This window comes from Streptomyces sp. NPDC002156, assembly GCF_053593675.1.
Map to the genome: position 1 here is coordinate 16752 of NZ_JBSFDA010000126.1, position 14403 is coordinate 31154.

13 protein-coding genes are annotated in these 14403 nt (G+C 71.2%); 8 read left to right on the top strand and 5 right to left on the bottom strand.

Going from position 1 to position 14403, the window contains the following annotated elements; genetic code table 11:
• Positions 1-479: 479 nt before the first annotated feature.
• On the bottom strand, positions 480-2345 hold the full coding sequence (locus ACWCRB_RS35870) for an AAA family ATPase (RefSeq protein ID WP_451000045.1): 1866 nt from the start codon (positions 2343-2345) through the stop codon (positions 480-482).
• Between the two features lie 430 nt (positions 2346-2775).
• Positions 2776-3429 carry a uridine kinase family protein gene (locus ACWCRB_RS35875; RefSeq protein ID WP_451000046.1) on the bottom strand — a complete coding sequence of 218 codons (654 nt, stop codon included), beginning with the start codon at positions 3427-3429 and terminating at the stop codon, positions 2776-2778.
• A gap of 193 nt (positions 3430-3622) precedes the next feature.
• On the opposite strand from ACWCRB_RS35875, the gene ACWCRB_RS35880 reads away from it, so the two are divergent.
• The 3 genes from ACWCRB_RS35880 to ACWCRB_RS35890 all read left to right on the top strand — a co-directional run bounded on the left by ACWCRB_RS35880 (position 3623) and on the right by ACWCRB_RS35890 (position 6060).
• Positions 3623-4987: a peptidase C39 family protein gene (locus ACWCRB_RS35880; RefSeq protein ID WP_451000047.1), complete on the top strand. Its 1365-nt coding sequence runs from the start codon at positions 3623-3625 to the stop codon at positions 4985-4987.
• Positions 4988-5137: 150 nt separating this feature from the next.
• Positions 5138-5281, top strand: coding sequence for an SCO1431 family membrane protein (locus ACWCRB_RS35885; protein ID WP_451000048.1), 144 nt, complete (start codon positions 5138-5140; stop codon positions 5279-5281).
• A gap of 119 nt (positions 5282-5400) precedes the next feature.
• On the top strand, positions 5401-6060 hold the full coding sequence (locus ACWCRB_RS35890) for a TetR/AcrR family transcriptional regulator (RefSeq protein WP_451000049.1): 660 nt from the start codon (positions 5401-5403) through the stop codon (positions 6058-6060).
• Between the two features lie 55 nt (positions 6061-6115).
• Here ACWCRB_RS35890 and ACWCRB_RS35895 read toward each other — a convergent pair whose 3' ends face one another.
• Entirely contained in the window at positions 6116-7381 is a 1266-nt protein-coding gene (locus ACWCRB_RS35895; RefSeq protein ID WP_451000050.1) for a glycoside hydrolase family 18 protein, read from the bottom strand.
• A 322-nt stretch (positions 7382-7703) separates the two neighbouring features.
• Between ACWCRB_RS35895 and ACWCRB_RS35900 the strand changes: the two genes are divergently transcribed.
• Positions 7704-8876: an acyl-CoA dehydrogenase family protein gene (locus tag ACWCRB_RS35900; protein ID WP_451000051.1), complete on the top strand. Its 1173-nt coding sequence runs from the start codon at positions 7704-7706 to the stop codon at positions 8874-8876.
• Here the strand turns inward: ACWCRB_RS35900 and ACWCRB_RS35905 are convergent.
• Positions 8839-9111, bottom strand: coding sequence for a hypothetical protein (locus ACWCRB_RS35905; protein ID WP_451000052.1), 273 nt, complete (start codon positions 9109-9111; stop codon positions 8839-8841). The two genes, ACWCRB_RS35900 and ACWCRB_RS35905, sit on opposite strands and share 38 nt — an antisense overlap.
• A gap of 150 nt (positions 9112-9261) precedes the next feature.
• Positions 9262-9702, bottom strand: a complete 441-nt coding sequence (locus tag ACWCRB_RS35910) for a hypothetical protein (protein ID WP_389360476.1) — start codon at positions 9700-9702, stop codon at positions 9262-9264.
• A 267-nt stretch (positions 9703-9969) separates the two neighbouring features.
• Between ACWCRB_RS35910 and ACWCRB_RS35915 the strand changes: the two genes are divergently transcribed.
• The 4 genes from ACWCRB_RS35915 to fxsA all read left to right on the top strand — a co-directional run bounded on the left by ACWCRB_RS35915 (position 9970) and on the right by fxsA (position 14324).
• A complete protein-coding gene (locus tag ACWCRB_RS35915) occupies positions 9970-10410 on the top strand; it encodes an Lrp/AsnC family transcriptional regulator (protein ID WP_327693589.1) in 441 nt (146 codons plus the stop codon).
• A 283-nt stretch (positions 10411-10693) separates the two neighbouring features.
• Complete coding sequence (locus tag ACWCRB_RS35920; RefSeq protein ID WP_451000053.1) at positions 10694-12301, top strand: amidohydrolase; 1608 nt, start codon at positions 10694-10696, stop codon at positions 12299-12301.
• Positions 12302-12838: 537 nt separating this feature from the next.
• Positions 12839-13633 (top strand): polyprenol monophosphomannose synthase, encoded by a 795-nt coding sequence (locus ACWCRB_RS35925; protein ID WP_451000054.1) that lies wholly within the window; start codon positions 12839-12841, stop codon positions 13631-13633.
• Positions 13634-13724: 91 nt separating this feature from the next.
• Entirely contained in the window at positions 13725-14324 is a 600-nt protein-coding gene (gene fxsA / locus ACWCRB_RS35930) for an FxsA family membrane protein (protein ID WP_451000055.1), read from the top strand.
• The last annotated feature ends 79 nt before the right edge of the window (positions 14325-14403 follow it).

Here is a 14403-nt window from a genome sequence, read left to right on the forward strand (position 1 = left end):
TGGGGGTTGAGCGCGCAGTTCCTCGCGCCCCTGGAGGGGCGCCCCGGCCGGCCCGAGTCCGACAGGCACCGCGCGCCACTCGCCCGGCTGCGGGCCCGGTGGGGGCTGGTCGCGCAGTTCCTCGCGCCCCTAAGGGGGCGCCCCTGCTGGCCGGAGTTCGCAGCAGCGAGCCGCGCGGCCAGCTTGCCCGGCGGCTCCCGCCCGACCCGCCTAGCTGCGGCCATGCGCACCGCTGGACGGTTCCCACCCTGGCAGCTCCGGCCCAACCGCCCAGCTGCAGGCGTGCGCACCGCTGGACGGTGCCCGTCCAACCCGCCCAGCTGCAGGCATGCGCGTCGTTGGGCGGTGCCCGTCACCCCACACCCAGCTGCGGGCATGCGTGCCGCTAGGGGCGGCTCCCGTCCCACCGAGAGCGGCACCCCGTACAGCGCCGGGCTGCGCGACCCACCCCCCCCCGCCCCAGCCAAGTGGAACCGTGGTCAGAGGGCCGATGGGTCCTGTGGGCCCCTGCCCGACAGGACCTCGCCGTATGCCTGCATCAGGTCCGGGAGGCGCAGCGTCGACAAGTCGTCCCGGGTCAGCATTCCTGGGTACACCGACAGCCGCAGATCCCTGTACGCGCAGCTCTTCTCGTACAGCGTCCGCAGGAACCGCCCGTTGCCCAACTCGTCGATCCACCCCTGGTCGACGACATGCCCGGCGATCGACCGCAGCTCGTCCAGCGCCTCCTCGTCCCACACATCCCCGTTCTCCGTCGCCAACACCTCCCCGATGGAGGTCAGTTCGAGCGGGCGGTAGGAGGGGAAGTCGACGCGGGTGGTGAAGCGGGACGACAGTCCGGGGTTGGCGGCCAGCAGTCGGTCCATGCCCTCCGGGTAGCCGGCCAGGATCACCACCAGGTGGTCCCGGTTGTCCTCGGCCCGCTTCAGCAGCACCTGCAACGCCTCGTCCCCGTACGCATCCCCCTTGCCGTACCCGGAGTTGGAGAGCGAATACGCCTCGTCGACGAACAGGACGCCCCCGATCGCGGAGTCGATCAGCTCGTTCGCCTTCACGGCCGTCTGGCCGAGATACTCGCCCACCAGGTCCGCCCGCTGCGCCTCCACCAGGTGATCGCCGCCGAGCAGACCGAGCGCGTAGAACACCCGCCCGAGGATCCGAGCCACCGTCGTCTTGCCGGTGCCCGACGGGCCCGAGAAGACGAAGTGCCGTTTCGGCGGCTGGACCGGCAGCCCCTGCCCCGCCCGCAGCCGCGCCATGTTCAACTGGGCCGAGAGCGCCTTCACTTGGCGCTTCACCGGCTCCAGGCCCACCATCCGTTCCAGTTCCGCCAGAGCTTCCTCAAGCAGTGCCGGGTCCGTCGGACCGGTCGGCAGCGGCTGCACAGGCAGCGCCGCCTTCTCTCGCACCGAGTCCGTCGCCGACGGCAACGGGGCTCCGGGCGGCGGGAGTTCGGGCTCAGACAGCTTCAGGTCACGGCCCTCGCCGCCGAACAGGGGGTCGATGCCGTCCGGGCTTTCGAGCAGCTCCTGCCCGATGCCGGTGAGCGTGATCGCCGCTAGATCGGCCGCCTCGTCGTACCCGTCGCCCTCGGAGATCGCCGCGAGCCGCGCCGAGGTGTCCATGAACGCGGGGTCCACGCGATGCACCGCCCGGTACAGGGGGAGTGCCGCCGCCGAGCGGCCTGTGCCCTCGTGGGCCCGCGCCAGCCAGTACCGCAGCTCCTTGCGCTGCGGCTGCTCGCTGCGACATCGCATCAGCGCCGCCGAGAGGAGCGGTTCCGCCTGGCCGTACATCTCCAGGCGTACCCGCGCCATGCCGCCGAAGAGACCCGCCTCGATGCCCAGCATCGCGTCGTTGATCAACGGGTCGGTGTGCCGGACCAGTTGCTCCCAGTCCTTGACGAGATAGGCGCGGCACGCGTGCAGGAAGCGGACCTGCGGATCGGTGTCCACCGGCGGCAGACCCGCCAACGCCCGGTCCAGCTCGGGCACATGGCGGCCGTCCAGCCAGTGCGAGGCGTGCGCGAGCAGCAGATCGCGCGGGCTTTCCAGCACCGGCTGCACCCACCAGCCCAGCCAGTACCAGGAGTTGAGGGTCCGGCGGTGGCGTGAGCGCTGCTCCCCGAAGCGCTCCCGGTGCCGGAACATCCGTAGCAGCGCGGTCGTCGTGTCGACGCGCAGCGCATGCAGTCCGAGCCAGCCGTCGGCCATCCCGGGATCGATCCGCACCGCGGTGCGGAACTCCTCCTCCGCCTGCGGATAGGCGCCCATCGTGTAGGCGTCCACACCTCGCAGCCAGGCGAGGTCGGCCGGGGCCTCGGGGCCCTGCGTGCCGAAGTCCATCACGTCCCCCACAAACCGTGCCCCCGATTGCCTCTCCGACGGGCCGGTGCCCGTCGGCAGCTTGGTCGAACCGCTGTGCCGCGGACGGGAGTTGCAACGGTGCGCAGAGCAGCCGTCCGAGTCGCACCGAGGGCATCGTACCTGCGCTTCACGTGCCCGCAGCAGGGTGCCGCACAGGACGTTTCACGAGGTGGGAGCAGATGGGGCGCACTCGGCACCGTCACCGAGGGTGAACAAAAAACGCCTCGTGACGGCCGGAAAACGGGGTGCGGGCAGAACGAAGCCCCCGATCACGGGGGAACAACCGGGGGCTTCGCGACTGCGGGCGGCAACGAATGGCCGCACATTCAGAACGTAAGTCCTGTACGGCCAGTCGGTCAAGCCGAGTTGGGGCGCGCGGGCCGGTTGAACGGCAAGGGTCTTCACAAGTTCAGCACACAGCCGACGGCCCGTCACGGTGAGTGAGAATCTGGTCTGATCCAACGGCCCCGGCAGGCCCCGGCAGCACCTCGTACCCCTCGCCGCACTGCCGTACCAACAGGTCGGCGAACGGACGCGAGGGGTCCGCGGCGAAGTGCCGACGTTCCGCGTCGACCCACCCGGCCCAGAAATCGCTCTGGTCCGCCCCGTCCCGCAGCCGCCCGCGCGCCCAGGCCTCCTCGCCGGCCACCTCCATCCACAACAGCCGTGCCAGGAACGGCCGTAGCGCCCGCCTCCCGGCCCCGACCCCCTCCACCAGCACCACGGGAGCGGCCGGCAGCTCCCTGGGCGGCCCGAAGCGCCGGGACACCCAGTCGTAGGGGGCGTAGGAGGCGCTCTCGCCGCGCTCCAGCGGCTCGATCACCTCGCTGACCAGGCGCCGTGTCCACGCGAACAGTTCGTCGTGGGTCGCGATGTCGTCGAGGTGCAGCACGGGCGCCCCGCCGAGCGCCACCGCCAACTGCCCGGCGAACGTGGTCTTCCCGGACCCCGCGTGTCCGTCGACGGCGATCAGCCGGACGGGGCCGCAGGAGGGCGGCAGGCGGCGCAGGGTGCGTACGAGGTGGTGGATGACGCTTCCCGGAGGGAGATGGGATTCGGACATATTGGCAGGGTCCATTCTAAGGACCGGCCGCGCGCATCACGATCCGCTTCGCAGGTCACGCCAATGGTCGAGACCAATATTCGTCCGCGCGGCACGGCCCGAAGTGCTGGCATGAGCCGGTCACCGGCGGCCATAGTTGGCCCACATCCGTGTACCGTCCCGCCCGCCTAGGACACCTGGGGGTCACCCGCCCATGAGCAGAGCCGAACAACCGTCCCGCAGGACCGTCCTCGTCGCGGCGGTCGCCGCCGCCGTCGCGGGCAGCGCCGGCCCGGCCGCCGCCGACACCCCGGACGCGACCGGCCGCGAGGCCGAGGCCGATCCCGTCCGCCCTGTCGACAACCGCGCCTGGACCTCGTACGCGGACTGGTGCGCCGGCACCTTCAAGGGCGCCCGTGTCGTCGCCGGCACGCGGCCCGGGGTCGTGATCGGCACTCCGGCCGGCACGGTCGACTACACCGATCCGCACACGGGCAAGACGGCGGCCTGGGAGTACGCGACCTGGACGTCCCCCGTGCACCGGCTCGCGGTGCCCGCGACCGAGGTCATCGCCTCCTGGAACGCGCGCACCCCGGCCGGCACCTGGCTCCAGATCGAGCTGACCGGCATGTACTCCGACGGCACCACCACCCCCTGGTACGTCATGGGCCGCTGGGCCTCCGGCGACCAGGACATCAAGCGGACCTCCGTCGACGACCAGACCGACGACAAGAGCACCGTCTGGACCGACACCTTCGCCATCGACGACCCGGCCACGGGCCTGCGCCTGGTCTCGTACCGGCTGCGCCTGACCCTCCACCGCAAGCCCGGCACCACGGTCACGCCCACCGTCTGGCGCGCCGGCGCGATGGGCTCCGACGTCCCGGACCGCTTCACCGTCCCCGCGTCGACGCCCGGTCCGGCGAAGGAACTGGTCGTCCCGCGCTACTCGCAGGAGATCCACACCGGCCAGTACCCCGAGTACGACAACGGCGGCGAGGCCTGGTGCAGCCCCACCTCCTCGCAGATGATCATCGAGTACTGGGGACGGAAACCCACGGCGGAGCAACTGGCCTGGGTCGACCCGGCCTTCGCCGACCCGCAGGTGTGCCACGCGGCCCGCTTCACCTACGACTTCCAGTACGGCGGCTGCGGCAACTGGCCCTTCAACGCGGCCTACGCGGCGACCTACCAGGACTTCCAGGGCGTGGTCACCCGGCTCGGCTCGCTCACCGACCTGGAGACGCTGATCGCGGCCGGCATCCCGGCCATAACGTCCCAGTCGTTCCTCAAGACCGAGCTGACGGGGGCCGGTTACGGCACCTCCGGCCATCTGATGACCGTGATCGGCTTCACCGCCGACGGCGACGTGATCGCCAACGACCCGTTCTCGGCGACGAACGAGGCCGTGCGCCGGGTCTATCTGCGGCGCGAGTTCGAGAACATCTGGCTGCGGACCAAGCGGTACAACGCCAGCGGCAAGGTCGTCTCCGGTACCGGCGGCGTCTGCTACCTGTACTTCCCGGCCCGGCCGACCGTCGCCCAGCTCGCCGCCCTCGCGGCGGTGGGTGTGCGCTGAACCGAGGTGAGCGTGCAGCCCCCGGGAGACCGGGGGCTGTCCGTTTTCGGACGGATGTGACCAACGTCTCCGCCACGAAAGCCCCGATGAATGGCAAGGTGGACAGAACGATGGGGGGAGTCCATCGCACACCGACCTCAGCGAGATGCCATGACCGCGAGCACTGCCGCAGCCCCCGCCCGCACCCGCACCGGCGGCCCCCAGGAAGACGGCCCGAAGATCTTCGAGCACGTCATGGGCTGGACCTTCGTGATTGTGCTCGCCATGCTCGTCGCCCAGCTCGGCCTGCTCTGAACCGGTGCGACCAGCCCTGAATCGGGCGCCTGCGCCCTCGATCAGAGTCGAACGTGCAGGTGGCTCAGGTCTGCCATACTTCGGATGTCCCGCCCGCAGTTGGAGACCAGGGCCCCAAATTGAACAGTAGTCGACAGCCTGCCGCCGAACGCCCGCGGGCGCGCGGCACCGACCGCTCTCTGGCGCGTCGCGCCGAACTCATCGCCATCGGACGGAAGTTGTTCGCCGACAGGTCGTACGACGCACTGTCGATGGACGACATCGCACGTCAGGCGCAGGTCGCCAAAGGGCTGATCTACTACTACTTCCAGTCCAAGCGCGGCTACTACCTCGCGATCGTCGAGGACTCGGTCGCCGATCTGGTCACCTTCGCGTCCAGCGGCCTCGACCACGCCCCCGTGGACCGCGTGCACCGCACGATCGACTGCTACCTCCGCTTCGCCGAGCACAACCAGGCCGCCTACCGCACCATCGTCAGCGGCGGCGTCGGCTTCGACGCCGAGGTGCACGCCATCCGGGACGGGGTGCGCGAGGCGATCGTCGCGACCATCGCCGAAGGCGCGTACGGCAGACAGGACATCGCCCCGCTGGCCCGTATGGGCCTGTTCGGCTGGGTGTGCAGCGTGGAGGGCGCCACCCTCGACTGGATCGACCGCCCCCAACTGCCCCGGGACATCATGCGCGAGCTCCTCGTGAAGATGCTGGGCGGCGCACTGCGCGCCATCGAGGAGCTCGACCCGGCGTATGTGACCCCGGAACCGGCCCGCCGGGACAACTGACGGCAAAGGGGCGGAAGCTCGTGGCTCCCGCCCCCCGACCACCCTTCGGGTGGGCCTACTTGATCGCCCTGATCAGCTCACCGTTCGAGGTGTCGCCGCTCAGCTCCCAGAAGAACGTGCCGCCCAGGCCCTGCTGGTTCTTGTACGCCATCTTCGTGGCGATGGTCGCCGGGGTGTCGTAACTCCACCAGTCGCTCCCGCACTTGGCGTACGCCGTACCGCCGACGGTGCCGGTCGCGGGGCACGTGGTCTTGAGCACCTTGTAGTCCTCGAAGCCCGCCTCGTACGTACCCGCCGCCGGGCCGGTCGCCGTGCCGCCGGGCGCCGACTGCGTGACGCCGGTCCAGCCCCGCCCGTAGAAGCCGATGCCGAGCAGCAGCTTCGAGGCCGGGATGCCGAGGCCCTTGAGCTTCGCGATGGTCGCCGAGGTGTAGTAGCCGTCCTGCGGGATACCGGGGTACGAGTTCAGCGCCGAGTGCGGAGCCGTCGGACCGGTCGCCGCCCAGGCGCCGAAGAAGTCGTACGTCATCGGGTTGTACCAGTCGACGTACCTGGCCGCGCCCGCGTAGTCCGCCGCGTCGATCTTGCCGCCGGGGGTGGCGTCGGCCGTGATCGCCGCCGTGACCAGGTTGCGGGGGCCGAACTCGGTCCGCAGCGCCGCCATCACGTTCTTGAAGGCCGCCCTGCCGCTGGTGTCACAGGTCAGGCCGCAGGCGTTCGGGTACTCCCAGTCGATGTCGATGCCGTCGAACACATCGGCCCACTGCGAGTTCTCCACCAGGTCGTAGCAGGACTGGGCGAACGCGGCGGGGTTCTGCGCGGCCTCACCGAAACCGCCCGACCAGCTCCAACCGCCGAACGACCAGAGGACCTTGAGGTTCGGGTGCTTCCGCTTCAGCTCGCGCAGCTGGTTGAAGTTGCCGCGCAGCGGCTGGCTCGCGGTGTCGGCGACCCCGTCCACCGACTCGGCGGCGGTGTACGCCCGGCCGGTCGCCGCGTCGGCGTCGCCCATCGCGCACTTGCCGCCGGTGACATTGCCGAAGGCGTAGTTGATGTGGGTCAGCCGGGCGGCCGAACCGGACGTCTCGATGTTCTTGACGTAGTACTTGCGGTCGTACGTGCCCCATTCGGTGAAGTAGCCGAGGACCTTGGATCCGGCGGCTTTCGGGACGTGCTTCGCGGCGGCTTCCGAAACCGGCTGCGCTGTCTGCGCGGCGGTCGCGGTGCCCGCGCCGGCCAGCAGTCCGGCGCCGAGAACGGCACAACACGCGGCGGACACAAGGGCCTTGAAGCGGACGCGGGGGAGGTGCGGTCTGTGCATCGGGCTTGTCTCCTCGGAAGGGAGGGGAGCGTGGGGGAGGCGGTGTCAGGATCTGCGGGCACAGTAGGTGGACTAGACCACTGCGGTCAATGGTTCGGACCAATCCTGCGGCGAGGTCGATGCCCGGGGATGTGATCGAATAAACGCTCGTTAACCGGTGACGCCATGCCGCCGATCGGGCATACTCGCAGCTCCACAGCCGTTCGCCGACCGCTTCCGCGACCCGGAAGAGCCAGCATCGGCCGTGACCAGTGAGACCGGCGGACGCCCCCTACTCGGGCGCGCGTGTGCCGTCGCGCCCAACAGGGAGGAGAGCGTCGACATGCCCGACCACGCCCCGCAGCCGGTGGACCGTCAACTGCCCACGGACGAGGCCCGGGACCTGATCTCGCTCGTCCGCGACATCGCCCAGCGCGAGATCGCCCCGAAGGCGGCCGAGGAGGAGGACGCCGGACGCTTCCCGCGCGAAGTCTTCGCCCTGCTCTCGGAATCGGGGCTGCTCGGCCTCCCGTACTCCTCCGACCACGGCGGTGGCGACCAGCCGTACGAGGTCTACCTCCAGGTTCTCGAAGAGCTGGCCGCGGCCCGTCTCACCGTCGGACTCGGCGTCAGCGTGCACACCCTGTCCTGCCACGCCCTCGCGAGCTACGGCACCAAGGAACAGCAGGCCGAACACCTGCCCGCGATGCTCGGCGGCGGCCTCCTCGGCGCGTACTGCCTCTCCGAGCCCGCGTCCGGCTCCGACGCCGCCTCCCTGCGTACGAAGGCCGTCCGGGACGGCGACGACTGGGTGCTCACCGGCACCAAGGCCTGGATCACGCACGGCGGCATCGCCGACTTCTACACGGTCATGGCGCGCACGGGGGAGGAGGGCCCGCGCGGCATCACCGCGTTCCTGGCCCCGGGCGACGCGGCCGGGCTCAACGCCTCCGCGCCGGAACGGAAGATGGGCATGAAGGGCTCACCCACCGCCCAGATCAACTTCGACGGGGTCCGGCTCGACGCCGGCCGGCGCATCGGCGAGGAGGGGCAGGGCTTCGCGATCGCACTGTCCGCGCTCGACTCCGGGCGCCTCGGCATCGCGGCCTGCGCGATCGGCCTCGCCCAGGCGGCACTCGACGAGGCGGTGGCCTACGCGACCGGGCGCCGCCAGTTCGGACGGCCGATCTCCGACTTCCAGGGGCTGCGCTTCCTGCTCGCCGACATGGCCACCCAGATCGAGGCGGGCCGCGCGCTGTACCTCGCGGCGGCACGGCTGCGCGACGCGGGGCGGCCGTTCGCCAAACAGGCGGCCATGGCCAAACTCCTGTGCACCGACGCGGCGATGAAGGTCACCACGGACGCGGTCCAGGTGCTCGGCGGCTACGGCTACACCGCGGACTTCCCGGTCGAGCGCTACATGCGCGAGGCCAAGGTCCTGCAGATCGTCGAGGGCACCAACCAGATCCAGCGGATGGTCATCGCCCGTCACCTCGCGGGTCCGGAGACACACTGAACGGATCGACCACGATCCCGAGCCCGGCCGGCGGCGCCGCGAGCCGGACCCACTCCGGGTCGTGGCGCCCCGGCAGGGTGCGGCCACGGTCGGCCCAAGTGCGCAGCAGGGCACGGTAGATGGGCGGGTCGGGCGGAGCCGGTGGGTTCAGTCGGCCCTGCGGAAGCGATTCTCCCGAGCCTGAGTCGTAGAACTGGCGCGAACGTCCCAGCGCCGCGTACGTGGGGGTCGTCATACCAGGGCAACGCGGTGACGGTCGATCAGGTCACCGCGCCCCGGATTCGGCCCTGAGTTCGCCTCTTGAGGGCGCGCACGCCGGACCCGCACCACGGCACAGACCTGCGAACCATGGTGCAGGGGCAGTCAGGAGTTCGAGCGGATGCGCTCAGGCGGCGTCGCGCCGCATCTCGGGGACCCGCATCGGGCGCGAGCCCGGGCCGCCGACGTGCGAGAAGGGCTGGGTCCGCCAGTCGAGCCCCTGAGGGAGCGTCAACAGCAGGGCGGTGTGCTGCTCCTGGGGCTTCGCGGACTCGTCGTCCGTGGGCCGGGCATCGGCCGCCGCCCGGCCCGTACCGGCGCAGACCGTGAGCCCGAACGGGTTCCACGGCGAAGCGCACAGCGCGTGCTCCGGCAGGATCTCCTCGTCGGCGAGCAGCGCGATGGGCTGCGCGCAGTCCGGGCAGATCACCCGGAACATCTCGAAGGTGTCGTAGTCGTCGAGTTCCTCGCCGTCGAGTGCGTCGGGTTCGACGCCCTCCGGCTCGGGTTCGACGACCAACTGGGGCCTCTTGGGCGCGGTGCGACCAGGGCGCTTAAGACTCTGCATGGGTTACTCCCCCTCGGGCTGGGCCGACAAGGCGCTGCGGCCTCGACCACAGCAAGCACTTCCCGCCCGGTCTCGGCGGTAATCACGAGACCATCACGGAGCACGTTCGAGGGCTGTGGCGTTCGTCACATGCCGCTCGCAGGTGCCCGTGGCGTTGCTTTTGTCCCTCAGTCGGCTCACAGGACACTCCCCGTCACATCACGAACAGGGCATGACCTGCACCGCTCAGGTATCGGAGGAGATCAACCGCACTGTAGGTTCTGCGCCATGGAGGAGCTGGACCGACAGATCGTGCAGCTGCTCGTCAAGGACGGGCGGATGAGTTACACCGACCTGGGCAAGGCCACGGGCCTGTCCACGTCTGCCGTGCACCAGCGGGTGCGCCGGCTGGAACAGCGTGGCGTCATCCGCGGTTACGCCGCGGTCGTCGACCCGGAGGCCGTGGGACTGCCCATGACGGCCTTCATCTCGGTGAAACCCTTCGACCCCAGCGCCCCGGACGACATCGCGGAACGCCTCCGGGACGTCCCGGAGCTCGAGGCGTGCCACAGCGTGGCGGGCGAGGAGAACTACATCCTCAAGGTCCGCGTGGCCACCCCCCACGAGCTGGAGGAACTCCTGGCCAGGCTCCGAACCCTGGCAGGCGTCTCGACCCGCACGACGGTGGTCCTGTCGACCCCGTACGAGGCACGGCCGCCGAAGATCTGACTTCGCGCCTCGCCCGGCTGCCGGCAGCCGACCCACACCGCTGTGGGGCAGCGGCTCCGCACCGCCCCGGGCAGCAGGCCCGCACCGTCATGGGCAGTCGTTCCGCACAGCTCCGGGCAGTCGACCCGCACCGCTGTGGGCAGTCGTTCCGCTGGGGCGATGGGGGTCCCCCCGGTCGAGCGAAGCCGAGACTGGGGGAGGGTGGGCACAGCCCGCAGCGCCGGGCACCGCGACAACCCGCCCCAGGTGCAGCGCCGGTGAGGTCACGCGGGAAACTGTCCCCATGAGTGAACGCCCAGCCCAGCCCGACACCGTCCTCCTCCGCGGCGGCGAAGTCCACAGCCCCGCCGACCCCTTCGCGACCGCGATGGTCGTCGAGCGAGGCCACATCGCCTGGGTCGGCTCGGAAGGCGCCGCAGACGCCTTCGCGGGCGCCGCGGACGAGGTGGTCGACCTCGACGGAGCCCTCGTCACCCCGGCGTTCACCGACGCACACGTGCACACCACCGCCACGGGACTCGCCCTCACCGGCCTCGACCTCTCCGACGCCCCCTCCCTCGACGCGGCCCTCACCCTCGTACGAGAGTTCGCCGCCGCCCGCCCCGCCGACCGCGTCCTGCTCGGCCACGGCTGGGACGCCGCCCGCTGGCCCGGTGGCCGCCCGCCGACCCGCGCCGAGCTGGACGAGGCCACGGGTGGACGCCCGCTGTACCTCAGCCGGATCGACGTCCACTCGGCGGTCGTGACGACGGCACTGCTCGACCTTGTCCGGGACGACACCGGCCGCCCCGACGCCCCGCTGACCGGCGACGCCCACCACACGGTCCGGGCCGCCGCCCTGGGCGCGGTGACCCCGGCGCAGCGCACCGACGCCCAGCGGGCCGCCCTCGCGCGCGCCGCCTCGCTCGGCATCGGCTCCGTTCACGAGTGCGCCGGGCCGGAGATCTCCTCGGAGGACGACTTCACCGGGCTGCTCCGCCTCGCCGCCGAGGAGCCGGGCCCCCGCGTCGTCGGCTACTGGGCCGAACAGGACGTCGAGAAGGCCCGCGCTCTGGGCGCGCTCGGCGCCGCCGGTGACCTGTTCGTCGACGGCGCCCTCGGCTCGCACACCGCCTGCCTGCACGAGCCGTACAGCGACGAGGACGGCCACACGGGCACCGCCTACCTGGACACCGCCGCCGTCGCCGCCCATGTCGTCGCCTGCACCGAGGCGGGCCTCCAGGCAGGCTTCCACGCCATCGGGGACGCCGCAGTGACCTCCGTGGTCGAGGGAGTGCGCGCCGCCGCCGAGAAGCTCGGCCTGGCCCGGATCCGCGCCGCCCGGCACCGCGTCGAGCACGCCGAGCTGCTCACCCCCGAGACCATTGCCGCCTTCGCCGAACTGGGCCTCACCGCGTCCGTACAGCCCGCCTTCGACGCCCTGTGGGGCGGCGAGGACGGCATGTACGCCCAGCGCCTCGGCGCGGACCGCGCACGTGCCCTGAACCCCTTCGCGGCCCTCCTGAAGGCCGGCGTCCCGCTCGCCCTGGGCTCGGACAGCCCCGTCACCCCGCTCGACCCCTGGGGCACGGTCCGCGCCGCCGCCTTTCACCGGACCCCGGAGCACCGCATCTCGGTCCGCGCCGCGTTCACGGCCCATACGCGCGGCGGCTGGCGGGCCGTCGGACGCGACGACGCGGGCGTCCTGGTGCCGGGCGCACCCGCGGACTACGCCGTGTGGCGCACCGGCGCCCTCGTCGTCCAGGCCCCCGACGACCGGGTCGCCCGCTGGTCCACCGACCCCCGCTCCGGTACCCCCGGCCTGCCGGATCTCACCCCGGGCGGCGACCTCCCCGTCTGTCTGCGCACAGTGGTGGGCGGACGAACGGTGTTCGTACGGCCGGGCGAGTGATCTCCCGGGGTGGCGCGGTACGGATCGCTGGCCGACACGCCGTAGCGCGACCTGCGTATCCTCGGCGTTGACCAGGCGATTGAGGGAAGAACCGCAGGTCAAGCAGCTGTTGACAGGCGACGGCAGGTGGCCGGTAGGTTCGGCCGGGTCCACCACCGGACGCCCGACCGGGGAACCTCCGAGCAGTCGCCGCAGCGCCGCTGGGTCAGGGATGGTGTGCCGCACCGGCGCACCGTCACTGGCAGCCAGGCCCAGCGCCCGCGCCACGGCGACGGAACGTTCCACCCGGTCGGCAAGGTGTGACCCGGGTGGGGCCCGGACGTCCAGTAGACAACGGCTTTCGGTCGACCCGCAGCCAGCGGGTCCCAGGTCGGCCCGAAGGGCGCCGGGCCCCGATCCGCAGTGCGCACAGGTGACGAAGCGGACTCGCTTACCCGGCTCTTGCCGAATAGACACCCCTGTACGAACGTGCCGACACGTAGGCGCAGGCTGCGGCCACTATGGTGGACCTCTGCGTACGGACTTGAAGGGGCAGTAGTGAACGACGGCGACGGGACCCTCGCGGCAGAAGCCCAGGGGCGGCGGTTCGGCCCGCTCGGCACGGCCTTGGTGATCATTCCGACCTACAACGAGGCGGAGAACATCAAGAAGATCGTGGGCCGGGTGCGCGAGGCCGTCCCCGACGTCCACGTTCTCGTGGCGGACGACAACAGCCCCGACGGCACCGGAAAGCTCGCCGACGAACTGGCCGTCGACGACGACCAGGTCCAGGTGCTGCACCGCAAGGGCAAGGAAGGCCTCGGCGCCGCCTACCTCGCGGGCTTCCGCTGGGGCATGGAGAACGGCTACGGCGTCCTGATCGAGATGGACGCCGACGGCTCCCACCGGCCCGAGGAGCTGCCCCGTCTGCTGACCGCCCTCAAGGGCGCTGACCTGGTCCTCGGCTCCCGCTGGGTGCCCGGCGGCCGGGTGGTCAACTGGCCCAAGTCCCGCGAGTTCATCTCCCGCGGCGGCAGCCTCTACTCCCGGGTCCTGCTCGACGTACCGATCCGGGATGTCACCGGCGGCTACCGCGCCTTCCGGCGCGAGACCCTCGAGGGCCTCGGCCTCGACGAGGTCGCCTCGCAGGGCTACTGCTTCCAGGTCGACCTGGCCCGCCGCGCGATCAGGGCCGGCTATCACGTGGTCGAGGTGCCGATCACCTTCGTCGAGCGCGAGCACGGCGACTCCAAGATGAGCCGAGACATCCTGGTCGAGGCGCTGTGGCGGGTCACGACGTGGGGCGTGGCGGAGCGAGTGAACAAGGCCCGCGGCAAGAACAGGAAGCCGTAGCGGTCCGTCCCGGGCATGCCCGTACGACTTCACAGACTCCGTTGATCATCCTCTTATCCCGTGCTGAGCCCGGCCCAGGCACACTGGACGTATGACGACTGGCGCACCGACTCCCACATACCCCGCCCGGCCGCGGCGTTCCCGGCTGCGCACCTTCCTGCCGTTGAGCATCGCCGCCTGGCTGGTGCTGGAGATCTGGCTGTTGACCGTGGTCGCCGGTGCGGCGAGCGGCTTCACGGTCTTCCTGCTCCTGGTCGCCGGTTTCGTGCTCGGCTCCGTGGTCATCAAGCGGGCCGGCCGCCGGGCCTTCCGCAACCTCACGGAGACGCTGCAACAGCAGCAGGGCGGCGCTGCGCCGACGGCCGCCACGGCCCGCCCCGGCGGCAGCGAGGGCAACGGCCTGATGATGCTCGGCGGCCTGCTGATCATGCTGCCCGGCCTGATCTCGGACGCGGTGGGCCTGCTCCTGCTGATCCCCCCGGTCCAGAAGGCGATCAGCCGCTACGCGGAACGCACCTTCGAACGCAAACTGCGAGAGGCGACCCCGGGCACCCTGGGCGACGCCTTCCAGCAGGCCCGCATGCACCGCCCGGACGGCAAGGTGGTGCAGGGCGAGGTCATTCGCGAGGACGGCTCGGACGCGCGGGGCGAGCAGCGCCCGCCGCTCAGCAACTATCGTGGTCCTCATTGAACACAGTACGGCGCACCGCCGCCTCCTCGATTCGACTTGCCTAAGCGCTTGCTCAGATCAACCGTACCGGCGAGTACGA

Coding starts and splice junctions, on each gene's coding strand:
- ACWCRB_RS35875 (WP_451000046.1), bottom strand. CDS start 3,429: ATGTCCGAATCCCATCTCCCTCCGGGAAGCGTCATCCACCACCTCGTA.
- ACWCRB_RS35910 (WP_389360476.1), bottom strand. CDS start 9,702: ATGCAGAGTCTTAAGCGCCCTGGTCGCACCGCGCCCAAGAGGCCCCAG.
- fxsA (WP_451000055.1), top strand. CDS start 13,725: ATGACGACTGGCGCACCGACTCCCACATACCCCGCCCGGCCGCGGCGT.
- ACWCRB_RS35920 (WP_451000053.1), top strand. CDS start 10,694: ATGAGTGAACGCCCAGCCCAGCCCGACACCGTCCTCCTCCGCGGCGGC.
- ACWCRB_RS35915 (WP_327693589.1), top strand. CDS start 9,970: ATGGAGGAGCTGGACCGACAGATCGTGCAGCTGCTCGTCAAGGACGGG.
- ACWCRB_RS35905 (WP_451000052.1), bottom strand. CDS start 9,111: ATGACGACCCCCACGTACGCGGCGCTGGGACGTTCGCGCCAGTTCTAC.
- ACWCRB_RS35885 (WP_451000048.1), top strand. CDS start 5,138: ATGACCGCGAGCACTGCCGCAGCCCCCGCCCGCACCCGCACCGGCGGC.
- ACWCRB_RS35870 (WP_451000045.1), bottom strand. CDS start 2,345: ATGGACTTCGGCACGCAGGGCCCCGAGGCCCCGGCCGACCTCGCCTGG.
- ACWCRB_RS35900 (WP_451000051.1), top strand. CDS start 7,704: ATGCCCGACCACGCCCCGCAGCCGGTGGACCGTCAACTGCCCACGGAC.
- ACWCRB_RS35880 (WP_451000047.1), top strand. CDS start 3,623: ATGAGCAGAGCCGAACAACCGTCCCGCAGGACCGTCCTCGTCGCGGCG.
- ACWCRB_RS35895 (WP_451000050.1), bottom strand. CDS start 7,381: ATGCACAGACCGCACCTCCCCCGCGTCCGCTTCAAGGCCCTTGTGTCC.